The organism is Parabacteroides sp. 52, assembly GCF_010500925.1.
GTDB lineage: Bacteria > Bacteroidota > Bacteroidia > Bacteroidales > Tannerellaceae > QVMG01.
Window position 1 is genome coordinate 14,890 of the sequence record NZ_QVMG01000018.1, and the last position, 25,694, is coordinate 40,583.

The 25,694-nt window shown below is 43.4% G+C and carries 18 protein-coding genes, 2 tRNA genes and 1 pseudogene; 13 read left to right on the forward strand and 8 right to left on the reverse strand.

The genetic code is table 11. The features are described 5' to 3' along the window. The first annotated feature begins 44 nt into the window (after window positions 1–44). Complete coding sequence (locus D0T51_RS09960) at window positions 45–2,291, forward strand: trypsin-like peptidase domain-containing protein (RefSeq protein WP_163728778.1); 2,247 nt, start codon at window positions 45–47, stop codon at window positions 2,289–2,291. Window positions 2,292–2,594: 303 nt separating this feature from the next. Then, window positions 2,595–4,286 carry a hypothetical protein gene (locus D0T51_RS09965; RefSeq protein ID WP_163728779.1) on the forward strand — a complete coding sequence of 564 codons (1,692 nt, stop codon included), beginning with the start codon at window positions 2,595–2,597 and terminating at the stop codon, window positions 4,284–4,286. A 117-nt stretch (window positions 4,287–4,403) separates the two neighbouring features. Here the strand turns inward: D0T51_RS09965 and D0T51_RS09970 are convergent, their stop codons facing one another. Further along, window positions 4,404–5,624 carry a pitrilysin family protein gene (locus D0T51_RS09970; protein ID WP_163728842.1) on the reverse strand — a complete coding sequence of 407 codons (1,221 nt, stop codon included), beginning with the start codon at window positions 5,622–5,624 and terminating at the stop codon, window positions 4,404–4,406. 164 nt (window positions 5,625–5,788) lie between these two features. On the opposite strand from D0T51_RS09970, the gene D0T51_RS09975 reads away from it, so the two are divergent. The 4 genes from D0T51_RS09975 to D0T51_RS09990 all read left to right on the forward strand — a co-directional run bounded on the left by D0T51_RS09975 (window position 5,789) and on the right by D0T51_RS09990 (window position 10,361). After that, window positions 5,789–6,403 carry an SIS domain-containing protein gene (locus tag D0T51_RS09975; protein WP_163728782.1) on the forward strand — a complete coding sequence of 205 codons (615 nt, stop codon included), beginning with the start codon at window positions 5,789–5,791 and terminating at the stop codon, window positions 6,401–6,403. A gap of 9 nt (window positions 6,404–6,412) precedes the next feature. After that, on the forward strand, window positions 6,413–7,342 hold the full coding sequence (locus tag D0T51_RS09980; RefSeq protein ID WP_163728785.1) for a carbohydrate kinase: 930 nt from the start codon (window positions 6,413–6,415) through the stop codon (window positions 7,340–7,342). Between the two features lie 70 nt (window positions 7,343–7,412). Then, window positions 7,413–8,474 carry a tyrosine-protein phosphatase gene (locus D0T51_RS09985; protein WP_163728787.1) on the forward strand — a complete coding sequence of 354 codons (1,062 nt, stop codon included), beginning with the start codon at window positions 7,413–7,415 and terminating at the stop codon, window positions 8,472–8,474. Between the two features lie 60 nt (window positions 8,475–8,534). Beyond that, on the forward strand, window positions 8,535–10,361 hold the full coding sequence (locus D0T51_RS09990; protein ID WP_239056788.1) for a DEAD/DEAH box helicase: 1,827 nt from the start codon (window positions 8,535–8,537) through the stop codon (window positions 10,359–10,361). Window positions 10,362–10,454: 93 nt separating this feature from the next. Here the strand turns inward: D0T51_RS09990 and D0T51_RS09995 are convergent, their stop codons facing one another. Next, window positions 10,455–11,399 carry a FimB/Mfa2 family fimbrial subunit gene (locus tag D0T51_RS09995; RefSeq protein ID WP_163728790.1) on the reverse strand — a complete coding sequence of 315 codons (945 nt, stop codon included), beginning with the start codon at window positions 11,397–11,399 and terminating at the stop codon, window positions 10,455–10,457. Window positions 11,400–11,602: 203 nt separating this feature from the next. Between D0T51_RS09995 and D0T51_RS10000 the strand changes: the two genes are divergently transcribed. The 6 genes from D0T51_RS10000 (at window position 11,603) to D0T51_RS10025 (ending at window position 18,489) form a co-directional block, all read left to right on the forward strand. Next, entirely contained in the window at window positions 11,603–12,859 is a 1,257-nt protein-coding gene (locus tag D0T51_RS10000) for a peptidase U32 family protein (RefSeq protein ID WP_203583368.1), read from the forward strand. After that, window positions 12,859–13,257 carry a thioesterase family protein gene (locus D0T51_RS10005; protein WP_163728793.1) on the forward strand — a complete coding sequence of 133 codons (399 nt, stop codon included), beginning with the start codon at window positions 12,859–12,861 and terminating at the stop codon, window positions 13,255–13,257. The genes D0T51_RS10000 and D0T51_RS10005 overlap by 1 nt, the downstream gene beginning before the upstream one ends. A gap of 69 nt (window positions 13,258–13,326) precedes the next feature. Next, window positions 13,327–14,445, forward strand: a complete 1,119-nt coding sequence (dprA, locus tag D0T51_RS10010; protein WP_163728794.1) for a DNA-processing protein DprA — start codon at window positions 13,327–13,329, stop codon at window positions 14,443–14,445. 435 nt (window positions 14,446–14,880) lie between these two features. Then, complete coding sequence (locus D0T51_RS10015) at window positions 14,881–17,541, forward strand: DNA gyrase/topoisomerase IV subunit A (protein WP_373457018.1); 2,661 nt, start codon at window positions 14,881–14,883, stop codon at window positions 17,539–17,541. Between the two features lie 78 nt (window positions 17,542–17,619). Further along, a tRNA-Leu gene (locus D0T51_RS10020) sits at window positions 17,620–17,701 on the forward strand. A 401-nt stretch (window positions 17,702–18,102) separates the two neighbouring features. Then, window positions 18,103–18,489: a GNAT family N-acetyltransferase gene (locus tag D0T51_RS10025; RefSeq protein ID WP_239056790.1), complete on the forward strand. Its 387-nt coding sequence runs from the start codon at window positions 18,103–18,105 to the stop codon at window positions 18,487–18,489. A 240-nt stretch (window positions 18,490–18,729) separates the two neighbouring features. Here D0T51_RS10025 and D0T51_RS10030 read toward each other — a convergent pair whose 3' ends face one another. The 6 genes and pseudogenes from D0T51_RS10030 to D0T51_RS10055 form a co-directional block, all read right to left on the reverse strand. Then, on the reverse strand, window positions 18,730–19,983 hold the full coding sequence (locus D0T51_RS10030; RefSeq protein ID WP_163728800.1) for a DUF418 domain-containing protein: 1,254 nt from the start codon (window positions 19,981–19,983) through the stop codon (window positions 18,730–18,732). A 77-nt stretch (window positions 19,984–20,060) separates the two neighbouring features. After that, window positions 20,061–20,813 (reverse strand): LytTR family DNA-binding domain-containing protein, encoded by a 753-nt coding sequence (locus D0T51_RS10035; protein WP_163728802.1) that lies wholly within the window; start codon window positions 20,811–20,813, stop codon window positions 20,061–20,063. 7 nt (window positions 20,814–20,820) lie between these two features. Further along, window positions 20,821–21,834 carry a sensor histidine kinase gene (locus D0T51_RS10040; RefSeq protein WP_373457019.1) on the reverse strand — a complete coding sequence of 338 codons (1,014 nt, stop codon included), beginning with the start codon at window positions 21,832–21,834 and terminating at the stop codon, window positions 20,821–20,823. A gap of 239 nt (window positions 21,835–22,073) precedes the next feature. Beyond that, a pseudogene (locus D0T51_RS10045) lies at window positions 22,074–22,250 on the reverse strand (Arm DNA-binding domain-containing protein); the annotation flags it as partial. 260 nt (window positions 22,251–22,510) lie between these two features. Further along, window positions 22,511–22,586 (reverse strand) — tRNA-Lys (locus tag D0T51_RS10050). An 81-nt stretch (window positions 22,587–22,667) separates the two neighbouring features. Next, complete coding sequence (locus tag D0T51_RS10055) at window positions 22,668–23,810, reverse strand: AI-2E family transporter (protein ID WP_163728804.1); 1,143 nt, start codon at window positions 23,808–23,810, stop codon at window positions 22,668–22,670. A 59-nt stretch (window positions 23,811–23,869) separates the two neighbouring features. Between D0T51_RS10055 and dacB the strand changes: the two genes are divergently transcribed. Continuing rightward, window positions 23,870–25,324: a D-alanyl-D-alanine carboxypeptidase/D-alanyl-D-alanine-endopeptidase gene (gene dacB, locus D0T51_RS10060; protein WP_163728806.1), complete on the forward strand. Its 1,455-nt coding sequence runs from the start codon at window positions 23,870–23,872 to the stop codon at window positions 25,322–25,324. Window positions 25,325–25,694 lie beyond the last annotated feature (370 nt).

The following is a 25,694-nucleotide window of genomic DNA, read 5'->3' on the forward strand; positions in this document are numbered from 1 at the left end:
ATTTAGGAAAGAAGTGAAAAGAATTATTTACATTTGTCATTCGTATGAGAAGAATAGCTCTCTTTCTTATTCTTGTTTGCTGCCTTCTTCCTGTTTGTCATTCGCAGGTAAGCTATGGAGGAGAACCTTTGCCATTGATTCGCACGCGTATTTCTGACGATCAGTGGTTTAAGGAAATGCCTTCTTTTGATGTGGCGGAAGAGTTGCGCATTGACTCCCTGAATGAAACAGATCTTCGCAGTAGTTATAGGTTTGCCTATAAATTTATAACTGATTATAACCGGGGAAATGCAGGCCTCTCTTTTACCTTACCGGATGGGACGAGGGTTTGGCGATTGGGCATACGTTCTTCCGGTGCACTATCCATAAATATCCTTTTCACCGACTATGAATTGCCAGAAGGCGGACGTTTGTTCCTCTATAATGCGGATCAGACACAGGTGTTGGGGGCTTTTACGCATCTGAACAATTCTGATTTAGGCATATTGCCGGTATCCCCTGTTTATGGAGAGGAATTGATTATCGAATACCAGGAGCCGGCTCATGCTTCTTTTCCGGGAAGACTGACGGTAGGAGAGGTGAACCATGCTTACCGGGGATTTCTGCGGGGCAGAGAACCGGGGGGAGAGTTGACGGATCCTTATCCTTGCATGCCTTCTCCTGTTTGTACAGACGATCCGGAAATAACGAAGTTAAGCCAAAGTGTTGTATTACTTATTATTGAAGGCACTACCTCCTGTACGGGGGTCATGGTGAATAATACCTCGCATGACGGGAAGCCGTATATATTGACTGCCTCTCATTGCATCAACCGAAATTTTCAGGTAGACAGCCCGGAGGGGTATATTAAGATAGCCGGCAGCATTGTTTGTTTCTTTCATTATAATAGTCCTCTTTGTGAGCCGGTTCTCCGGGGATCAGAGGAATTGTCTGTTGCTTCTTCTACCTGTGTCGCCTTGAACGAAAAGCATGATATGGCTTTGTTAGCTTTATTGGAAACCCCTCCTGTCTATTACCAGCCTTATTATGCAGGCTGGAACTTATCTGAAGAGCTAACCCCTCCTTTCTTGGGTATTCATCATCCCAGAGGGTATGTGAAACGGGTCAATCAATGTGAAGAAGTCCCGGAGATAACCACTTTTCATACCTCTTTTGAGTTTGAGACCAATGCCCATTGGTATATCCGAAGATGGGATGCCGGATGTACTGCTGGTGGTTCTTCAGGCTCTCCTTTGTTTGATCGCGAAGGGGCTGTTATTGGGGCTCTTTCCGGAGGATTTTCTACATGCAGTAACCCGGTGAAAGATTATTATTATGCCTTATCCAGAGTATGGGAACCTCAAGATGAGGCGGCAGCACAACTGAAACATTGGTTGGACCCTCAAAAAAAGGGTGTTACTCGCTTAGACGGCTTGGATCCTTATGCGAACCACCCGGTCTGTGAGCGGTTGAGTAATGTACGAACAAATGGGGATACAGAAAAAATAGAAACAACCTCTCTTCCGCAGAATCCGTCAGTGCCTTTGTTCGGTGCGCATGTCACAGGAGTAACCTCCTTTGTTGAAAGTTATACGGTAGCACAGTCTTCACGACTTTACGGTACTTATATAGTAACCCCTTCCCTGCAAGGAGATTATAGCGGTTTGGATGTGGAGATTTGTGTGTATAATGGGGTAGACAAACCGGAAACGCTGTTGCATACGGAAGTCTTTCGTCCTGCTTATACGGATAACAAAGAAGGGACGAGCACTTTTTATGAGATTAATAAACCGATGGATCGTGACCAGGAGAGTTTTATTCATTTTTCAACACCAGTAGAAGTGGAAGGACGCTTCTTCATCGGATACAGGGTGCTTCCTTCCTGCCCGAAGGATGTTTATTTTTCCGCCTTTAATCTGTCCAAAGGAAGTACTACCCGGAATACGACCTGGCTTCTTTATCAAGGGAAATGGATACAAGCCAGTGAATATTCGGTGTATCCTATGCATACATCCCTTTATATCGATCCGGTGGTACAGGAGAAACGGACAACAGTCGGTTCGGACCCCATCGACCCGCAAACACGGGTGCAAATAATTGTAGGGGCTGAGCGTCGAACGCTCCATGTACTTCTTCCCGAAGGAATAGAAAAGGCCCGTCTTTCACTGATAGATATGCATGGGCGGGTTTGGCAGGATTATACCCTTTCCACCAACCAATCCACTCTGCAACTTCCAGGAAGGGCTCCGGGTATTTATCTGGCGAAACTTACCTATGGGGATAAAGAGTTTGTGCAAAAGATATTGTTTTAATCAAAAAACAATTGTTTACCCAAGATTTATTAACATTTAATGCTGTCTCCAACCTATAAAAATACACCTATTTTTACTTAAAATAGGATTCTTTTGGGAGGGGGTAGGGGCATTCCTATGGTATTACAGCCTGTTTTAGTGTGAAAGGAAGCCCGTTTTCATTAATAAGTATTAATTCGTAAGATTTTATGGCTTCTTTGCTATTCATAACAAAAAAATGGTTTAGTTTTGCATAGTAGTGGATAACGGTATTGAAGTAAATAGGAAATATATATACGTAACATTTTAAACTTACATCAAATTATGAACAAAAAATTCTTATTGCCATTCTTTGTGATGGCAGCCATCTTAACCTTTTCCTCTTGTTCAAACAAGTTGAAACCGTTAGCTGAAGAGTATATCAAAGCGGAACCTCAGCCGTTGGAAGCTATCGGTGGCCAAGTGCCAGTAACAATTAATGCAACCTTCCCAGCAAAATGGTTTAACAAAAATGCTACACTAACGGTAACTCCTGTATTGCGTTATGCAGGCGGTGAAGCTTGGGGAACGGCTTATACCTATCAGGGAGAAAAAGTAAGCGGAAACAATCAGGTAATCCCTCAAAAAGCCGGTGGAAATGTGACTATGAAATCTTCTTTCACCTACAAACCTGAAATGAAAAAGTCAGAACTGTATCTGACATTTGATGCTAAGATCAAAAACAAAACGATTCAATTGCCGGACGTAAAAATCGGTGAAGGCGTTGTGGCTACATCGGAATTGGCTGATGGAGCAACAGCAACGGCCGCGATTGGTGCAGATAAGTTCCAACGTATCATCAAAGAAGCATATGATGCAAACATCATGTTCCTTATCCAACAAGCCGAACTTCGTTCCAAAGAATTGAACAAACAAGATATTAAAGACTGGAAAAACCTGGTAAAGAATGCAGACGAAGCTCCAAACCAGAATGTAGCTATCGAGATTTCTGCTTATGCTTCTCCTGACGGAGGTGTTAAGTTGAATACCGGTCTGGCTGAAAGACGTGAAAGCAATACCACAAAATATCTGGAAAGAGAATTGAAGAAAGCCAAAGTAGACGTTCCCGTAGATGCTCGTTATACAGCTCAGGACTGGGAAGGTTTCCAGGAATTGGTGTCTAAATCGAACATCCAGGACAAAGACCTTGTATTACGTGTTCTCTCTATGTACAAAGATCCGGAACAACGCGAACAGGAAATTAAAAACATCTCTTCTGTATTCAGTGTATTGGCTGACGAAATTCTGCCGCAATTGCGTCGTTCTCGCTTGACTGCGAATATCGAGATTATCGGTAAATCAGACGATGAAATCAGCGCTTTGGCAAAAAGCAATCCGAAAGAACTGACAGTAGAAGAAATTCTTTATGCAGCTACTTTGACGAATAATGCAAGTGAAAAAGAAACGATCTATAAGAAAGCAAGCGAACTGTATCCTGCTGACTGCCGTACATGGAACAACATCGGAATGATGCGTTTCCGTGCAGGTGACCTAAGTGCTGCAGAACAAATGTTCAACAAAGCAAACGCTACAAAGAATAATCCTGAAGCAAACATGAACTTAGGATTGATCGCTTTGACAAAAGGTGATAAATCAAAAGCGCAACAATTGTTAGGTAGTGCTTCGGGTGTGGCTGAATTAAGCGAAGCAATGGGTGTTCTTTACCTGCAACAAGGTGAATATGCAAAAGCGGTTAATTCTTTCGGTGCAACCAAGAGCAACAATGCTGCTTTGGCACAGATCATGGTGAAGGATTACAGCAAAGCGCAACAAACATTAGCTGCTATCACAAACGCAGACGGTGTAACTGAATATTTGAAAGCAGTGGTTGCTGCTCGTACAAATAATGCAAGTGGTGTGATCAGTAGTCTGAAAGCAGCGATTGTAAAAGACAAAGCCTTGGCAAAAGCGGCTGCTCTTGACCTTGAATTTGCTAAATATGCAACAAACGCAGACTTTACAAGTCTGGTTCGCTAAATAAAGACATTGTAAAAATGAAAAGGGCTGTTCCAAAAGTGGAATAGCCCTTTTTATTTGAGGAAAATGTTTTTTCAAAGGGGAAGAAACGAAGTCTACAAAGGACCGGGTTTCATTTTATTCGTAAATCAGGCAGGATAGATGGTCCGGAGCAAATATCTCATTGGCTATCTCCTGAATATCCTCCGCTGTTAGTTTTTGTATCTTGGCAAATACCTCGGATAAGCTATCATACCGGTTATGATGCAGGAAGCTCTTTCCCAAACCCAGGAACAGCCCTTCTTTGTTATCACCGGATACACCCAACTGACCAATAACCTGTTTCTTGGCTGTTGCCAGTTGAGAGGGGGAGAGCTTTACATCCCGAAGTGATTCCAGTGTTTTATGTACCAGCCGAATCGCTTTGTCAAGGTTTTTGGGATCGGTACCGAAATAGATATGGGTCAATCCGGTATCTGTATACGAGGTAAGATTGGATTCTACATTGTAAACCAGTCCATGCTTTTCACGTAAAGAAAGATTCAACCGACTGTTCATGCCTGGGCCTCCCAATATATTATTCAATAAGAACAAGGGAATACGTTTGTCATCGTACATGCTGCAGGCTCTTCCGCCAATCAGTACATGTGTCTGATGCGTTTCTTTCTTCACCCGTTTCATATAGGGTTCTATGGGAGCAGGTGCATGCCTTTCCCGTCCGGACAGAGGCCGAGAGATACCTGCCAATGCTTGTTCCACCCTCTTGACAATCTTGCCGAAATCCTTTCGTCCCATGGAAAAGAAGACCATGTTTTCCGGCACATAAAAACGTTGTGTAAAGGAGAGGCCGGAGGCGGAGTGGAAACGTAACAGCGAATTCTCATCACCCAATATATTATGTCCTAATGCATGTCCGGCAAACAATAAATTCTCGAATTCATCGTAAATAAGCTCTGCCGGACTGTCTTCGTAGGAGTTGATTTCGTCGAGGATAACATCTACTTCTTTTTCTATTTCTTGTTCGGGAAATTGGGAGTGAAAGACAAGGTCTGTCAGTAATTCAAATGCCCGGTCGTAGTGTTCTTCCATGAAAATGGAATAGACAAAGGTTTCCTCTTTGGTGGTATATGCATTTAGTTCACCCCCTACATGCTCCATCCGGTTGAGGATATGCCATGCCCGACGATGTTTGGTCCCTTTGAATAGCATATGTTCAACGAAATGTGCCAGTCCAAACTCATCCGCCGATTCATCCCGTGTCCCGGCGTTAATTCCGAATCCGCAATACGAAACAGGCGAATCCATCGGCAAATGAACGATACGAAGTCCATTGGGTAATGTATGTGAATGATAAAGCATAACCATCGTGCGTGTTTGTTGAACGGGCAAAGGTACAATAAAAAGATCAGACCGTAAATCTCCTGTTGCTATAACGGAAATACGGTTGATTGACAAAAAAAAGCGGCTTTACCATGGGTGAATGATTAAAATGCATAATTTTGTATCCAAAAAACAAGAGACCCATGACAACTGAAGAAATTACTTGTATTTTAGAACAAGAGGCCCATGCCGTTCGTAATATTCCCGTTACAGATGGGTATAATGAAGCGGTGACCTTAATTACCCGTTATATTCATGAACAGGGAGGTACATTGATTACCAGTGGAATGGGGAAAGCCGGGCAGATCGCCATGAACATTGCAACTACTTTTAGTTCAACGGGAACTCCGGCTTATTTCCTGCATCCCAGCGAAGCACAACATGGCGATTTGGGGTTGGTGCGTAAAAATGACCTGATGCTTTTGATCTCCAATTCGGGAAAGACCCGCGAACTGCTTGAATTGGTGGAACTGACACGGGGGATAGCACCTGATATGCAGTTTATTGTGATTACAGGTAATCCGGAAAGTGCCCTGGCGCATGAAGCGACTGTCTGTTTATCTACTGGTGCGCCGAAAGAAGTATGCACGCTGGGTTTGACACCTACCACCTCCACTACCATGATGACTGTTATGGGAGATATCCTTGTTGTCGGAACGATGCGCAGGATTGGTTTTACCAATAAAGACTATGCGGTCCGTCACCATGGAGGATATCTTGGCTCAAAGAGTCGTGAACAGAGTGCGAAGGAAGAATAAATACCTTATATGCGAAAAGTTATAGGGGTGGGGGAAACCATCCTGGATATCATCTTTAAAGACAACCAACCCCATGCGGCTATTCCGGGAGGTACGGTTTTCAATGGATTTGTATCATTGGCCCGCATGGGCGTGCCGGTTTCCTTTATCAGTGAATTGGGGAATGACCGGGTAGGGGAGATTCTCCGGTCTTTTATGGCGGAAAACAATATTTCTTCCGATTTCATCGATTGTTTCCCGGATGGAAAAAGTCCGCTAGCCCTGGCTTTTTTGGATGATGAGCAAAATGCCAGTTACCTTATCTATAAAGATTATCCGGCCCAGCGACTGGAGGTGGCGCTTCCGCAAATAAATGAAGATGATATTTTTATTATCGGTTCCTATTATGCTTTGAACCCAGCGCTTAGAGAACGTATGTTTGAGTTCCTCCGGTATGCACAGGAACGGAAAGCTATTATTTATTACGATCCGAACTTCCGTAAACCCCATGCACATGAGTCTTTGCGGTTACGCCCTGCTGTGATCGAAAATCTGGAGTTTGCTGATATTGTGCGGGGATCCAATGAAGATTTCTTTTATTTATTTGGAGAAACAGATATGCAGGAGGTGTATGAACAATATATCCGTTTTTACTGTGACCGCTTGATTGTCACGCAAGGTTCCGGTAAAATAAGCCTGTTTGATAAAGAAAGAAGAGAATCTTTTGATGTTCCTTCCCTTACTCCGGTGAGCACAGTCGGTGCCGGAGACAATTTCAATGCCGGCTTCATTTACGGGCTGTTAAAGTATAATATCCGTCGCAAGGATTTATCTACCCTGGATAGGGAGGGATGGGAGAGACTTATTCGTTGTGGGATTGATCTTTCGACGCAGGTATGTGGCAGTTATGAGAATTATATCTCAAAGACATTTGCAGAGAGGTATGCCGGGCAGTATTAAATATCATTAATCGGCTGTGTTACGAACGCTTCTTTTATTATATTTGCCAAGAGTTACTCATGTGAACGCTATGACAACAAGAATATTGTTTTTATTTATCGGCATGGTGGCATTCGTAGGTTGTTCTTCCGATGCTCCTGATATCCATACACTCTGTTTGCGGGATGGGATTGGGAATTATGTGATTAAATGGGAAACGGATCCTCCGTTGGAAGGCATAGTAAAGATCTATGCCTCTGATAATCCGGAAAAGTTTGCAAAGGGTGAACCGGCTGTATATGCAAATATAGACCAGGGTATCGCGACCTATATCACGAATAATAATATCTCCCGTAAATATTTCCGCCTGACATTTAAAGATAAATATCATCAGGTCGTAGGGGCACGGTTTGTACCTATGGACAGTGTGCAGAACCTGCGCGACTTGGGAGGATATTATAACACAAAGCATAAGATGATCCGTTGGGGAAAGGTGTATCGCTCGGGGGGACTGAGTGGTTTAAGTACCCTGGATTCATTGCGCTTAAGCAAATTGAATATTAAAACGATTATCGATCTTCGCAGCCAGCGTGAAATGACTGAGGCTCCTCTGACTTTTACGGGCCCTACAATTGTCAATATTCCTGTTAACTCCGGCGATCTGACAGAAATCCAACCTTATCTGCAAGAGGGAAGAATACGCAAGGGAGATGCTGTTGTGTATATGCAAGATGCCTACCTAAAGTTCCTTTCAACAAATAAAGAATCATTTGCTGAGGCATTGGAACTCTTTCTGAACAAAGACAATTACCCTATTTTGTTTAGCTGTACCCTGGGGAAAGATGCTACAGGCTTTTTGGCTGCTATGGTACTATCTGCTCTGTCTGTATCGGAAGAGATCGTTATGCAGGATTATATGGATTCGAATAATTATATTGAGAAGAATCGCTATGCCTCCCTTGCCCAGGATCTAAATGCAGATGCCCAGGAAGTCATCACTTTATTGCTTTCTGCCAATCAATCCTTCATGCATCCTCTTTTTCAAAAGATCAAAAAGAACAAAGACTATGGTTCTGTTGAAAAGTATTTGGCTACAGAACTTAATTTTTCGGAAAAGGATCGTGAAAAGCTGAAAGATATGTTGTTATACTGAGGTGAATCCAAATTAATTCCCTACCTTTGCGCCCTCTATACACAATAAAATCATATTTTTTTGAAAACATTTGAAGAATTAGGAGTTGCCGCACCTATATTGAAGGCAATTCAGGAATTGGGATACGAATCACCCATGCCGGTACAAGAAGAAGTGATTCCTCTTCTACTGGGAGAAGATAACGACGTTATTGCTTTGGCTCAAACAGGAACCGGTAAAACGGCTGCTTTTGGTTTACCTATCTTACAAAAAATAGATATTAGTCAATATCACCCGCAAGCTCTTATATTATGTCCGACCCGGGAACTCTGTCTGCAGATTGCTGACGACTTGAACGAGTATTCAAAATACATGGATAAGTTGAAGGTGCTTCCTGTTTATGGAGGTTCCAGTATCGACAGTCAGATTAAAACACTTAAACGAGGAGTTCACGTTGTCGTTGCCACTCCGGGACGTTTATTGGATCTTATGAACCGGAAAACGGTTGATCTGGGAATGATAAAGAATGTCATTCTGGATGAGGCGGATGAAATGTTGAATATGGGCTTTACGGATAGTATCAATGCTATTCTTGCCGAAGTACCGGCTTCCCGGAATATGTTATTGTTCTCGGCCACTATGCCCCAGGGTATTGCTAGCATTACCCGCAAGTATATGAATAAGCCGAAAGAGATTGTTATCGGGAACAAAAACGAAGGGAACAAGAACATCAAGCATATTTACTATATGGTACGTGCACAGGATAAATACCTTGCACTTAAACGTATAGCGGACTTCTATCCGAATATTTATGGCATTATTTTCTGCCGTACACGGAAAGAAACACAGGAGATTGCAGATAAACTGATCCAGGACGGATACAATGCCGATTCGTTGCACGGTGAATTAAGCCAGGCGCAACGGGATTACGTGATGCAGAAATTCCGTATCAAGAACTTGCAATTATTGGTGGCAACCGACGTGGCTGCCCGCGGGTTGGATGTGAACGACCTGACCCATGTTATTAACTACGGTTTACCCGATGAAATCGAGTCTTATACACACCGAAGCGGACGTACGGGGCGTGCCGGCAAGACGGGTATTTCTATCTCTATCTGTCATATCAAGGAGAAAGGAAAAGTACGTGATATCGAACGGATCATCAATAAAAAATTTGAAAAGGGAGAAATGCCCTCCGGACAGGCCATCTGTGAAAAACAGTTGTTTAGCCTGGTCGATCAGATTGAAAAGGTAAAAGTGAACGAGGAAGAGATAGAAACATTGATGCCTTCTATTTTCCGCAAACTCGAATGGCTTGATAAAGAAGATATCATCAAGCGCGTTGTTTCTCTCGAATTTAACCGAATCATTGATTACTATAAAGAAGCGGAAGAGATAGAGATGGTAGATGAGAACTCTTCTCGTCGGGAACGCGGTGAAAAGGGGGATAATATGGGAAGAGGCAGTCGCCGCTCTTTCGGTCCGGAACCGGGTTTTTCCCGTTTCTTCCTTAATTTTGGTAAAGCCGACGGACTATATCCCAACCAACTGATAGAATTAGTCAATAAATGTGTTCCCGGTAAAGTCTTGATAGGAAAGATCGACCTGCGGGAAAAATTCTCTTTCTTTGAGGTGGACGAAAGCGAAGGAAAGCGCGTGATGGATAGTATGAACGGCTTTGAAATCGATGGCCGTCGTCTTTCTGTTGAGCCTGCCCAAAGTGGTAAAGGCGAAGGCGGCAGTGGACGCAGCAATGGAAGACGCAGCTCCGGTGGTGGCGGTTGGAAAGGAAAGCGTTCAGAGAAAGAAGAAGGTCGTTTTTATGATCGCTTTGACAAACGCAGCAATGGGGATAAACCCTGGCGTCGTACGTCTTCCGAAAGAGAGAAGCGCAAACACAAAAGATAAACAAAGAGCTGTATTAAAACAGCTAAGACATACAAAAGGGCTGTCCATTTTCATTTTGGACAGCCCTTTTTGTATTCCTGTATTCTTTTCTCCTCAATCCTCCAACTCCTTTTCTTCAGGTTCGTCCCATTTGCCATTGGCATGAATAGAAAGTTCGAACGTATCATCCGAAGGGGCATGGCTGTATAATTTCCCTGTATAACGGATGATCTTGTTTTTTATCGGTGTAACAGTCACCTCCCTGCTTCTGAGTACCTGTTCGTCGGAGTCGATCGCTTTTAATTCGACTTTAAACGTTCCATCGTCTGCCGGTACGAAGGTGAAAAAGCTATGTGTCTGTTTATTCTTTCCTATTTCCTCCGTGGTAAAATTGTGGGTGAAAACAGAGGCCTCTTCAGTACTTGCCAGACCCTCTCCGGTGCAAATATTCAATAGGTCGGGGTATGGGGTGACTTCCATGATGAACTTTACAGCCCCCTCCGGAACATTATCCGTGGCTACAAACTCAATTTTACTGACAACCCGAGAGAGGGTTATGTCTTTATCTATTTCTTCTGTTGCCTCTATCTCCTGTGAAAAGGAGGCATGGAAGGCATCGGAGACTTGCTGAAAGCTTACACTTCCATCAGATAAACTTGTCACACAGGTTTTATAAGCCAGGAAAGCAATTGTGTACGTGCCGGCAGGAAGCGAGTCATATACAATTCCGAAATCCATATCCTCCTCCGAGGTGAAGGTCTCATATCTAACGGTTTTATCCGTTTCTCCTTCTTTGTAAACGATGTATTCAATCGTGTTACATAACTCATTAAATTCTTTCTCTTCTGTATTTCCATTGTCGTTGGCAACCGGCTCGGGCATATCAAAAGGCGGCATGGACCGGGTTACTTTGGGAAAAGGCAGAATCTCTTTCTCCAGATGGATGGTAAAATGGAAGGGGAACATTCTTTCTTCGGGAGGTATCGGTTCTTTATCAGAGTCTTTACAACCGACCAGGAATAATAGGTAAATAAATACCAAAGATGTTTTCGTCTTCATAATGTAAGTTTTTGGTTATTAAACAATAAGAAATATAAAGGAAGTATTTATCGGGGATATTTGCAAATGTTTTGCTGAAAAATTGACAGTAAAAAAATATTTTCTTCTCTTTTTAAAGAAACACTCCCTGCTCTTGCCGAAGGAGTTTATCGTATTCCAAGAATAACCCCTATATTTGTATTCTCTTATAAAACAATAATACATTGAACGAAAAAGATTTTGAAATAATGTCTCCTGTCGGTTCGTATGAATCGTTGATGGCAGCTATTCAGGGAGGTGCCGATTCTATTTATTTTGGTATAGAAGGATTGAATATGCGCTCCCGCTCTTCTCATAATTTCACTACGGAAGATTTACATAAGATTGTCTCTATCTGCAAAGAACATGGGATAAAGAGTTACCTGACGGTAAATACTGTTATTTACGGCGAGGATCTTTCGCTGATGCGGCAAATCATTGATGCAGCAAAAGAAGCGGAGGTGTCTGCGATTATAGCCGCCGATGTGGCTGCAATGAATTATGCCCATACGATCGGACAGGAGGTACACCTTTCGACCCAGTTGAATATATCCAATGCGGAGGCTTTAAAGTTCTATGCCCGTTTTGCGGATGTGGTGGTCCTGGCTCGTGAACTCAACCTGGAGCAGGTGAATGGCATCTATAAAGAAATAGTGGAACAGCAGATCAAAGGGCCTAAAGGTGAGTTGATTCGGATTGAGATGTTTGCCCATGGTGCCCTTTGCATGGCTGTCTCCGGTAAATGTTACCTAAGTTTGCATGAGATGAACTCGTCTGCTAACAGAGGGGCTTGTATGCAGATTTGCCGCCGGGGGTATACGGTAAGAGATAAGGACAGTAACATTGAACTGGATATAGAGAACCAGTATATCATGTCGCCTAAAGACCTCAAGACCATCCATTTTATGAATAAGATGATGGATGCCGGTGTGAGGGTATTTAAACTGGAAGGCCGTGCCCGGGGACCGGAATATGTGCGTATTGTCACCGAATGTTATAAGGAAGCGGTCGTTTCCTATTGCAATGGAACCTTTTCGCAAGAGAAGATAACGGAATGGGATAAACGGTTGAAGAGTGTGTTTAACCGCGGCTTCTGGGATGGTTACTATCTGGGACAACGCCTGGGAGAATGGAGCAGTGTGTATGGCTCTGAAACGACGAAGAAGAAAGTCTATCTGGCCAAAGGCATTAAATATTTCACCGGTTTGGGCGTGGCAGAGTTCGAGATGGAGTCGGGCGTCTTGAACGTAGGAGATGAAATACTTATTACCGGCCCTACGACCGGTGCTGTGATGCAAACAATCGATGAGATACGGGTCGAACTGAAACCGGTCGATCAAACAGTGAAAGGAGAGCGTTTCTCGTTTAAAACAGCAGAGAAAGTACGCCCTTCCGATCGTTTATACAAACTGGTGGCAACCGATAAAAAAGAATTGAAATAATGAAAGAACATATTTTTTCGCTGCCTTTCAAGGTGCGTGATTATGAATGTGATTTGCAAGGGGTGGTAAACAACTCCAACTATCAACGATACATGGAGCATACCCGGCATGAATTCCTGGAATCATTGGGAGAGAATTTTGGGGCGATGCATGACAAAGGGGTGGATGCCTTTGTTTCGCGTGTCGACATACAGTTTAAATCCTCTCTTCGCAGTGGGGATCATTTCATCTCTTGCCTGGATGTCTCCAAACAAGGGATTAAACTGGTCTTTGATCAATATATTTATCGGGCATCCGATAAGGTATTGTCGGCCAAGGGAAGGGTAGAGATAGTCGTTGTAGAGCAAGGCAAATTAACACGGGGAGAATACTTTGATGAGGTACTGAAAAAGTTATGACAGAGACAAAGAGAAACCAATAGCGTTAAGCGGTGAATAACCCTCATTATATAATCAAAACCTACCCGAATGACTGATAAAAGAATTTACCAAATAGGCCTGACTATGATTACCGGCGTTGGAGACGTACTTGCCCGCCATTTGTTAGAAACCATAGGAGATGCCGAAGCGGTGTTTACGGAGAAACCACGGATCTTGGAAAAGGTCCCGGGTATCGGAAGAAAACACATTGCCGAGATAAAACGTCCGCAAGCCCTTCTGTTGGCCGAAGAAGAATTGGCCTTTGTGGAAAAAAACCAGATTGACCTTTACTTTCTGGGTGATAAAGAATATCCGTTCCGTTTGCGGGAATGCCCGGATGCTCCCATTGTCTTTTATTTGAAAGGGAAAGCAGACCTGAATGTGGGCCGGGTACTGAGCATCGTAGGTACCCGCCGATCTACCCATAACGGAAAAGAATGGACGGAGAAATTGATAGAAGACCTGGCTATTGCCTGTCCCGACCTGCTTGTCGTGAGTGGATTGGCGTATGGTATAGATATAAATGCTCACCGGGAAGCCCTGAAAAATAAATTGTCTACGATCGCTGTCCTGGCTCATGGACTGGATCGCATCTATCCGTCGGCACACCGCAATACGGCTATTGAAATGATCGAAAGGGGTGGTTTGTTAACCGATTACCCCCATGGTACATTGCCGGATAAACCACATTTTGTGAAACGCAACCGCATTGTAGCCGGATTGGCGGATGCAACGGTGGTGGTGGAGTCGGCCGAAAAAGGAGGTTCTCTGATTACTGCCGATATCGCTTTCTCTTACGGGAGAGATGTGTTGGCTTTTCCCGGCAGAGCTTCCGATATACAGTCGAAAGGATGCAATGCCCTGATCCGGCAGAATAAGGCGGCTTTGATCACTTCCGCCGATGATTTGATGAGTCTCCTTTGTTGGGAAAATACCCAGATGGACCCTATGACGATGAAAGAAAACTATGCCATCCCTTTTCTGGAGAATGCTGCCTATGAAAAAATATGGACCATTCTGTACGAACAAAAGGAAATCCATATCAATCAATTGGCTTTGGAAGCAGATATGCCTGTTTATCAACTTTCAGCCCTGCTATTGGAAATGGAAATGAATAACCTTATTAAGCCTTTACCCGGAGGCCTTTATAAAGCATTGGTAAGATAGAGACGCTTTCTCCCTCTGTGAACTTCGTCTTGTACCTCTTTCTTCGTATTCTGTATGGGGTCTGCGCCAGGAAAAACACTTTTCAATTCCTTGAAAAAACGAGGGTATATTTTAGTGTTGATAGCTATCGTCAGTAGTAACGATAGCTATCATCAGTAGTAACGATAGTTATCATCAGTACTAACGATAGCTATCAACAGTAGAATTATCCCGTTTTTTTTAAGAAAACATCCACCCCTCCGAAGCTCCCTTTTTTCTATACGCGTTGAATCTGTCAGAAGAAATGTCTCTTTCTTTTTTCAGCAAAATTACCTATATTTACACCCAATTTGAAACCCCCATAGTTTCAGCCCCGTAAAAGAAAGCAGACGATTTATGAATACAGAGGATTTAGACGACTTCAAAGAACTAAACGAGAACGAAGAACCAGGCGATATGACCGACGCGCAGGGTGATACACCCTCTGAAGAACAGGCACATTCAGAATATAAAACACCGGATAAAACGGGAGGAAGACAGATGTACCACCTCTCCGGAATGTATCAAAACTGGTTTTTGGACTATGCTTCGTATGTGATTCTGGAGCGGGCCGTGCCCCATATCAACGATGGGCTTAAACCGGTGCAACGCCGTATCCTTCACTCCATGAAACGTCTGGATGACGGACGCTACAATAAGGTGGCGAATATCGTAGGACATACAATGCAGTTTCACCCCCATGGCGATGCCTCAATTGGCGATGCTTTGGTACAGCTCGGACAAAAAGATTTGTTGATCGATTGCCAGGGAAACTGGGGGAATATCCTGACCGGCGACGGGGCTGCGGCTCCCCGTTATATCGAAGCCCGCCTTTCCAAATTCGCTTTAGAGACTGTCTTTAACCCGAAAACAACGGAGTGGCAAAGCTCTTATGACGGCCGTAACAAAGAACCGATAACCCTGCCTATCAAATTCCCTTTGTTATTGGCTCAGGGCGTGGAAGGGATTGCCGTAGGACTTTCTTCCAAGATATTACCGCATAACTTTAATGAATTACTTGACGCTTCGATAGCCTATCTGCAGGAGGAGGAATTTACCCTCTATCCCGATTTTCAAACAGGAGGATCTATCGACGTCTCCAAATATAACGACGGCGAACGGGGAGGCTCGGTTAAAGTACGGGCGAAAATAACCAAACTGGATAACAAAACATTGGTTATTACCGAAATACCTTATGGTAAAACGACTTCGTCCGTGATCGACTCTATCCTGAAAGCAAATGATAAGAATAAGATCAAGATCAAGAAGGTCGACGATAATACTGCTCAGAATGTAGAAATCCTGGTGCATCTTGCTCCCGGAGTATCCTCGGATAAAACCATTGACGCACTCTATGCTTTTACCGATTGTGAGATAAGCATCTCGCCGAACTGCTGTGTTATCCGCGACAACAAACCGCACTTTCTTACCGTCAGCGATGTATTGAAGAACTCTGCAGACAATACGCTTGTTCTGTTGCGTACCGAACTGGAAATTCATAAGAATGAACAAGAAGAGGCCCTCTTCTTTGCTTCGCTGGAACAATTATTTATCGAAGAACGAATCTATAAAGATAAAGAATTTGAAAATGCAAAGGATATGGATGAAGCCATTCTTCATATCGACAAACGTCTTCTCCCCTTTAAACCGAAACTGATCCGCGAGGTAACCCGGGAGGATATCCTTCGTCTGATGGAAATCAAGATGGGACGTATCCTTAAATTCAATGCAGAAAAGAATGAAGCCTTAATCGCTCAATACAAAGAGGAAATAGAACGTATCAACCATCATCTGGAGAATATCATCGCTTACACGATCGATTGGTTCAATATGTTGAAAGAAAAATATGGAAAAACGTATCCACGTCTGACGGAAATACGCAACTTCGATACCATTGAAGCGACCAAGGTGGTGGAAGCAACGGAGAAGCTGTATATCAACCGGGAAGAAGGATTTATCGGAATGAGTCTCAAAAAAGATGAATTCGTCTGCAATTGTTCGACCATTGACGACGTCATTATTTTCTATCGTACCGGTATCTATAAGATCGTAAAGGTCAGCGATAAGATGTTTGTCGGAAAGGATATTCTTTATCTCAATGTCTTCAAGAAAAACGATAAACGAACCATCTACAATGCCATTTATCGGGATGGAAAAGAGGGGGTTAACTTCATCAAACGATTCAATGTGACGGGTATTACCCGAGATAAAGAATATGATCTGACGCAGGGAACCAAAGGCTCACGTGTCCTTTATTTCAGTGCCAATCCCAATGGAGAGGCCGAAACAGTAAAGGTTATCCTCAAACCCAAACCCAGACTCCGCATACTTATATTCGAAAAGGATTTCAGTGAGATCGCTATCAAAGGACGCAGCTCCCGGGGCAATACACTGACAAAATTAGAAATACATAAAATCACACTCAAGCAAAAAGGAGGTTCAACACTCGGAGGGCGACAGGTATGGTTCGACTGGGACGTCTTGCGCCTCAATTATGACGGGCGAGGGGATCTTTTGGGTGAGTTCCATAGCGAAGATTCTATTTTAGTCGTATTGCGGAATGGCGATTTTTATATTACGAACTTTGATCTAAGCAATCATTACGAAGATAACATACTCTCCATCGAGAAGTACAACCCGCATAAGGTTTGGACAGCAGCTCTGTTTGATGCCGACCAGGGATACCGTTACCTGAAACGTTTCCAATTGGAAGCAACAGCTAAAAAACAAAACTTCCTCGGCGAAAATCCGAACAGCCGCCTGTTCTTATTGACCGATGAAGCCTACCCGCGTATCGAAGTGGTCTTCGGTGGAAACGACAGTTTCCGGGAATCCCTTATCCTCGATGCCGAAGAATTCATCAGTGTGAAAGGCTTCAAAGCGAAAGGAAAACGCATTACCACCTTTGAGGTAAGTACAATGAATGAATTGGAGCCAACCCGTTTCCCCGATGCCGGAAACCAACCGGAAGTATCGTTTGATGGTGACGAGGAGGGAGAAAACAGCGATGACGAAGCAGAAAGTAATACGGATATTATAGACGAAATCACCGGTCAAATGAAGCTTTTCGACAATTAACGACCCCCTCTTCATCAAAAAAACAATGAAAAGCTTGTCATTTCCCGAAAAAACTTTACCTTTGCCCCCGCAAACCATGCGGCTGTGGTGTAATTGGTAGCCACGCCAGACTTAGGATCTGGTGCTGAGAGGCGTGGGGGTTCGAGTCCCTTCAGCCGCACAAGGTTAAAAATCCTCCTGATTAAGTTCAGGGGGATTTTTTGTTTGGGGGTGGTTTATAGGTATTGAGCTTTATAGAGAACCTTGTTTCTAACCAAGAACAAAAAAGTAAAAGTCCACATGAGGTATATATGAATCTTTACAAGAAAATCAAATCCTTTGACAAGCATATTGCAAAACGATATAATGACCTAAGAGGGTCAACCTATTATATGGTTCTTGTGGGGCTTCTTCTTGATGAGATTATTACTCCGGAGGATTTGAATCGCTTTGATGAGGAGATGACAGAGCGTCTATTGAATAGCGGGTAGCGATTTGGGGATAATCCAATTTTTTTATCTAAGTTTGCCCGTAGTGGAAGCGTACCAAATACAAAAAGGGGAAAAAGCCGACTACAAGCAGTTGATAACAGTATGGGAGAGTGCTGTTAAAGCGACCCATGAATTCTTGACTATAGAGGATTTTGAGTTCTTCAAACAAATAATCCCCAATCATTTTCTGCATGTTGATTTGTACGTTATACGCGTAGATAAGGCGATTGCCGCTTTTATGGGAGTGTCGGGCGAAAACATTGAAATGTTATTTGTCTCCTCAGATTCAAGAGGAAAAGGGTTTGGAAAATCTCTTCTGTTATATGCTATTGAAACTCTCAGGGCAAAGAAAGTCGATGTCAATGAGCAGAATACCCAGGCTGTCGGATTCTATGAAAAATTTGGGTTTAAAGTAATCAGCCGCTCAGAGAAGGATTCAACGGGTAAGGACTATCCGATTTTACATTTAAGCCTATAAAACCATGAATAATGTAGTGGATTATGAATTCATAAAATCAAGACTATCCCCTTGCGGACTACATTGTGGCAAATGTTTTGCTTTTTCCGAAGGTGAAATCACACAATTAAGTAGGTAACTGGAAAGCTCTTTAGGAAATTTCGATGCCTATACTTTGGTTTATTTTTGCTCCTCGAACTATACTAAAGTCAATAGGGTTCCACTTATGTATAGCGGTTTATTTAATTCTTATATAACCTCTTACTTCGTTTTCCGGAAGGGTTGTACTTTCAGGTAAGTAGCCGATCGCCAGAACCATTCCAAAGGGCCATATAAGAAATATCTCATCCAATACCTGCTGAAGACGACTTGTAAAACATATATGCCTACTCCCAGGAGAAATAATTCCGTAGTTCCCAAACGTCCGAAGAAGGAACCGAATGCCCACATGGAAAACAGCATACACCCTATGATATTCTGCATTTCATAATTTGTCAACCCCATGCGTCCGTAAGGACTGATTGCATCCAGATATTTTCCGACACCTTTGATCTGATACAAGATAATGAATCCCATAGCTAGTGCTCCGGACAGGCATACCGCCTTGATATCATTCAGTCCCATCGTTGCCAGAAGGGTGGGAGGCAGGCTACTTCCCGGTCGCATCGCTCGCACATTCATTGTCTCCTGCGGGAATAAACCCACTATCAGATTGATTACAACCACGCCAACTACAAAAGCAGCGAACAATATTAGATTTTTTCTCTTATGTGTCTGAAGCTGTTCAAAGAAACGCAAACGCCCGACTACCAACCCCAGAATGAAGAGAGCCATCGTGATATATCCACGTGAGAATACCCCAAACTGATAGTTTAGTTTACCTTGCAAACCACTGGTCAGGTTTGCTTTTGCCGAACGAAGAAAGGACGGTTTCTGAGTATTCTCGTTTCGGTCGGGTCTTGTTCTGCGTGTTTCGTTGTTCTGAGCATTTTCGGTTGTGGTCTGTTCCATTTGCACCATTTGGTTGTAGACAGAGGTTGTTATACGGGGTGTGCCTATTAACAAAAGAAAAGCAATCAAGAGTAATACCCCGTTTTTAGCTTTGTAAAGGAAAACCATCAACACCCCGAACACAGCATAAATAGATAAGATATCTCCCGTGTAAAAAAGGTTCCCGATCATCCCGATTACAAAAAGTATGACCATTCGCCACAGGAAGCGTTTCCGGAAATCCATTCCTTTCCTGTCGGCCCTGTCCATTTGAATAAAAAAGCTCAATCCGAACAGGAAAGCAAAAATATTGATAAACTTTCCCATAATCACATTCCGCATCAACCATTGGATATGTCCATCCATTGCCGCAAACAGCGGTTCGCGTGGCTCCATCCCAAAGGAAAAGATACCATAATGTTGCCACATATGAGTCAGGATAACGCCCAACAGGGCAAATCCTCTTAACGCGTCCAGAACCGTGATCCGTTGCAAGGGTGTCGATATAATCTTTTGTGTTTCCATACACCAAAGATTCAACAAAAACACATCCCTTGTATTAGAAAGCTGACCAACACGAAAAAGAAGAGAATGAAAACGAATTACTCATTCACAATCCACGCCTTAAAGTCGGCCGCTTTGTTTTTGCTAACGTAGATGCGTTCGGGTACCTCGGTGGTAAGGGTGACAAACAGACGGCTGTCAAACCAGATGGTGATGTTCTTTACACTGTCGCGAGCGATAATATATTGTTTGTTCGCACGGTAAAAGTCTGCGGGGTTAAGTGAAGCGAAGATCTGCTCCAGTGTTTTGGTATAAGGATATGATTGACCGTCTTTCATACAAACAAGGGTATTCTTCTCAGTGGTATAAAAATAGGCGACATCCTGCAAGTCAATCGGTAGAAGTTTGTCTTTCAGAGGGATTAGGAATTTATCTTTGTAGCGTGTTTGCGGCACCAATTGGGTTAAGCGCAACAGGTATGCATCGAGATCTTTGCGTGTCCATTTCTCAAACTTATGCAGGGCACGCTTCAGCTCTTCCGCTTTTATGGGTTTCAATAGATAGTCTACACTGTTGAGTTTAAACGCTTCTATAGCATATTCGTCGTAAGCGGTAGTAAAGATAATAGGCGTCTCCACCTCGATACGATCGAAGATCAGAAAGGAGGATCCGTCCGACAGATGAATATCCATCAATATCAGGTCGGGCTCCGGCTGGGTTTGCAGCCAGTGAACCGTTTGTTTGACGCTCTCGCTATTTCCTACGACCTCTATTGCGGGGTCTATTTCCCGGAGAATCTCTACCAGGCTTTCATAAGCAGCCGTTTCATCTTCTACGATTAATACTTTCATACGTTAGCTATTTTAACGGTAAATATACGCGGAATGTCACACCGTCGTCCGCAATCCGGATCTGTTTGTTCATCAACAAGGCATAACGATTTTCCAAGTTTCGCAGCCCTGTGCCATTGGTTACTGAAGGAGCAATTTTGGGGTAGACCGGATTAGAGACAACCAGTTCTTTCGCCGCATTGACAGTGATCGACACCTCCATTTTATGGTCACTGTCGATCATATTATGCACCACAATATTGTCTAACAGCGGAAGGATCGACAATACCGGTATCTTATACGACAGCATCTCCTTCTCTACCTTCATCCGATATTCCAGTTTATTGGCAAAACGAACCTCCATCATATAACGAAAGGCATCTACAAACTCCAGTTCCTCGCCCAAAGTCACCAAGCCTTTTTTATCACTCTGCAGGATATAGCGAAACACATCCGAGAGTTTATTGACGTAGGTAAGAGTCGTCTCATCATCCTTTTTACGGATCAGGGAAGTCAATCCATTCAAGGAGTTAAAGAAGAAATGCGGGTTTATCTGATTTGTAAGTGCGTCGTATTGGCTTTGCAGGTTTTCCAGTTTCAGCCGTTCGATCTCCTGTTCCTTTTTCCTTTGCTCTTCAAACAGCCAGTAAATATACCCCATCACGGTCGAGAGAATGCACATCAGGAAAAACTGAAACAGTATCAGGCTACCGAAATGCCGGACTTTGGAATAGGTAAGAAAAGAAATCACTCCATAGCAGATAAATGTTGCCAGGCTAATCAGAAAATTATAACCGAACCGTTTCTTAAAAGAAGGCGTTTTGATCTTCAACAGATTAAATCTCAACAAAAAGAAAGTCACTCCCGCATAATAAAGCGCACGAAAAATAAAAAACGTGATATAACGCCCCCGGTTTGCTTCCGGTACATACTTCAATTCAAAAGGTATCCAGGTTATTTCGGGATACAAAACAAACAAAGCACACAACAGGCTTATCAGACACAGTTTATGGGGCCGAGAAATAGTTGATAATTTAGTCATACGTTCATTAAAATTAGTCATTTCGTGATTCGGCATAATCCAGGCAAACTTGGCTTCTGCGCTCGTTTCTTTCAATCTCCTCTTTTTATACTGCAGAGTACGAAAATAAGTATTTTGCCTTGTAGATTATAATAAATCAGGCTAATAACGAAAAAAGGAGGTTTATGACGAATTGTTGAATCCGTTCAATACTAAAGCGGTGTATTGTGGGAATCGGATGTTTGCTTTTAAGTATTCCCTTTGCCCTTAACATGCTCTTTTGTCTGATTCCAGAGTTCAACAGGTACACTGCATTTGATTTGGGTATCACACGTCCTGCCTTCTACTGTGATTCTCAAACGGATGGGGGCTTCTCCGTTTTTTTAAAGTTTGCTCTTCTTGATGAAGAACAAAACACTGAACGTTTTTCTTCTCATTTCTCGTCGTTTTTAATGATACAAAGTTATTTTATATCCTTCAAAAACACACTACGCAAAATATTGTAATTCAGTGAAATAAAACCTAAATCGTGGAACTTTTTGCAAATCTCAAAAGTCCCACGATTTGGGCACTATTCGTTTGCTTTTTCTGATTGACCCCCTTTTTCTCGCTTTTTTCTGTAACCCGTACAAAAAAGAAAATCCCTGACTCCGTAGGAACCAGGGATTTTTTTCGCTCTCTTCTTTTAGAGACCTTTTGGTGATTTGCCTGGGGTTCGAACCCAGGACCCCATCCTTAAAAGGGATGTGCTCTACCGGCTGAGCTAGCAAATCATCCGATACATTCTCTAGGAATGCGGGTGCAAAGGTAGAAAGATTTTTAAAACATGCAAAGGTTTTATATAGTTTTTTTATTTATGTCTCGTCGACAAAGGTATCTTCTTCCGGTACGGCAGTTACTATCTTGGCATATTCATCCCCTTCCATAAGTATGAAACGTTTGTAATAAGAAAGGCAAAGGGTCGTGAGTGGCAAAGCGATAATGAGACCGACAAACCCCAATAAAGTGCCCCATATCGAAAGGGAAAGCAAGATAAAAGCCGGATTCAGTCCCATTGCCCGGCCCATAATCCGTGGTGTAAGAAACAGATCTTGAATGACCTGCACAATACCTAATACCAACAATGCCAGACCGAAGATAACCCAGAAATTTTGTCCCGTCTCGGCCGAGCGTAACAGGCTCAGTAAAATCATCGGAATAATGCCTATCGTCTGCAAATAAGGGATCAGATTCAGTAAACCGATGAAAAGCCCCAGCGTAATGCCCAGCGGAAAATCAATGATCCTGAAACCGATGGCCAACAACACCCCGACACATAAAGCAATAAGCGACTGTCCCCGGAAATAACGATTCATGCTCAGTTCTACATCTTCCACCAATCCTTCGATAAAAGGTCTGTACTTCTCCGGCACCAATAGGCACCATCCATTCGCCACCTTCTCATAGTCCAATAGGATAAAGATGAAATAAAGTAAAATAACAAATACAATTGTGATGCTGAACAAGACCGAGAAGGTATTGGACAATATCGACCACAATTTAGGGGCCAGTTGCCGGATTGCATTTTCTATATTTTCCCGACTCAGTAGTTCCGTCCATTCTTCTACATGAATGTTTGTCTCCAGGAAGTGCAACCACGATTCAGGGATGAAAGCAATATGTCCTTCCTGGGGGTTGTGGGTGCGCAAGAGTTCCATTGTTTTGTCTATTTCCTGCCCAATCGAAGGCAGGACGATGACGCTTATCAGGGTAATCACACTTATAATCAACAGGAGAACGCCTATTATAGCCAGTATCCGGCTCTTCAATTTCAACTTATATTGAAAGAACTTCACGATCGGTTGCATTAGGTAAGCCAGTAACCATGCAATCAGGAAAGGAAGCAAAGCATTCTTCAACAACCCGATTAAATAAATGCTCCCTGCAATCGCCAATATACTGAAGACAATCCGGGCTACCCGGTCAAACGTGTAAGGCTTATTAAATAATGGATTCATAGTATATTTTTTATCTTTGCTACCGACAAAGATAGAATAAAGTAGAAAAGAATAAGAACATGATAAAGAAAATATGCAGCCTTCTCCTGGTATCTTTTTATATCCTTCCTTTGATAGCACAAGTACCCCAACCGCTGAAGCAATTATTGAAAGCCGACTCAATGAAAGGAGCTTCCTTCTCTCTGATCGCCAAAGAGGTGGAGACAGGTAGTGTTTTATATAGTTACGATGCCGACCGCCAAGTCACTCCTGCTTCTATTCTGAAGACCGTCACGACGGCTACCGCCTTGGAAGTATTCGGACCCGATTACCGTTTTCCCACTACCCTTGCATATGATGGGGAACTGAAAGACGGTATCTTATACGGCAATCTCTACATTACGGGAAGTGGTGACCCGACTTTAGGCTCGGCTCATTTCACCTCCGATCGGTATCTTTTCCTCCGGCAGTGGGTTGAAGCTATCCGAAAGGCCGGCATCAAAGAGATAACCGGCTCTGTTATTTCCGACGAAAGCATTTTCGATACCGAAGGCATCTCCCCCAAATGCTTACATGAAGATATGGGAAGTTATTACGGAGCCGGAAGTTACGGGCTCAATGTATTTGATAATCTGTATCAACTCCACCTCACGACCGGGAAACCGGGCGATCGTCCGGTCATACAATCCCAGACTCCCCCGATGCCAACTCTTCGTTTCCATAATTACCTTACTTCGGCTTCTTACCCTATCGACAGTGCTTTCATCCTCGGAGGGCCTTATTCCCCCGATCGCTACCTCTACGGTGTCGTACCCCCCAACCGCCCCTCCTATGTCTTGAAAGGCGATATCCCGGATCCCGCTCTTTTCCTGGCAGGCTTATTGCATGAACGGCTTCAGAAAGAAGGTCTTCTTATCGGAGACATTCCTTCCTGTTACCGCCAACTTGATGCGGCCGGGCAATGGCATGCGGGGGAGAAAACGGCCCTGGTGACCACCTATTCGCCTCCTCTCCGGCAGATTGTCCGTGTCACCAACGAGAAGAGCCACAACCTGTATGCCGATGCCTTACTCAAGACCCTCGGCTTGCAGTATGATGCCTCCCGTACAGAAGTGCTTTCTTCCTTCGGCAAAGGTGTTCGATGGATGCAGTCCTTTTGGAAAAAGAAAGGTATAGATACCTCTTCCTTGCATATCTACGACGGAAGTGGGTTGGCGGTAACCAACAGGCTTTCTGCCGCATTTATAGCGGATGTATTGGTCTATATGGCTACCCAATCACCTCAATCGGAGGCTTTTATACAATCTCTTCCCCAGGCCGGCCTGGAGGGGACTGTCCGCAATTTCCTCCGCGGCTCTTCGTTGCAAGGCAGAACTCGTTTGAAAAGTGGGGGCATGAGTCGCGTCAAATGTTATGCCGGGTATATTGACAAAGATGGGAAACGATATGCCGTCGCTCTTTTTGCGAACAACTACAACTGTGAGGGGCGGGAGATAACCCGGGCATTGGAGCGATTGTTGACTGCTCTTTTCTGATTGAAAAAGGTCATATGGGAAGGTGGTTCTTTTCATTATGGGCCGGAAATGTTATTGTCGATGGGCATCGGCAGTGTTGCCGATGCTGTTCAGCAATATTGACGAACACGTTCAGCAATATTGCCGATGCGCATCGGCAATAGAATATACATTGGAAATTGGTTAGTGATTAACGATTAATGATAAACGATTAATGATTATTGTTTAGTGATTAGTGAATTGAAGATTTGCGACCAAAAGGTATTTAGGATGACAGGAAAGTGTTTGGGATGACAGGAAAGTGTTTAGGGTAACAGGAAAGTATCTTAGCTCCTCTTCTTAGAAAAGAAGAGGGGGACCGCCGGCGTAGCCGGTGGTGGAGCAGTTTGAT